This window comes from Borrelia hispanica CRI (genome assembly GCF_000500065.1).
In the GTDB taxonomy this organism is placed as follows: domain Bacteria; phylum Spirochaetota; class Spirochaetia; order Borreliales; family Borreliaceae; genus Borrelia; species Borrelia hispanica.
The window spans coordinates 1-260 of record NZ_AYOU01000003.1; the positions used below are offsets into that span (position 1 = coordinate 1).

1 protein-coding gene is annotated in these 260 nt (G+C 30.8%); it reads right to left on the reverse strand.

All coding sequences use genetic code 11. The features are described from left to right. Positions 1–260: recombinase RecT (locus tag U880_RS09570; protein ID WP_038358473.1), on the reverse strand; the 260-nt coding region annotated here is incomplete at both ends.

Genomic DNA, 260 nt, shown 5'->3' on the forward strand with positions numbered 1-260 from the left:
TCACTAAGTAAAACAGAAAAACTATAACGAATACCATCATCTGATTTGAAAAAAGCTGTACACTGCCAATCTTCTTGTATCGCCTTATTACCTTTAAAATCAATCTTAAGAGATTTAACCAATTTCTCTTCAAAGTCAAGATCATACTTATTATACCCAGCTTCATATGCACGTATAAGCAATGTTTGATATGCTACTACAACTGTATAACGTCCATTGAATGGTATTATGTATGCTTCCTTCTTAAATGGATTTAATTT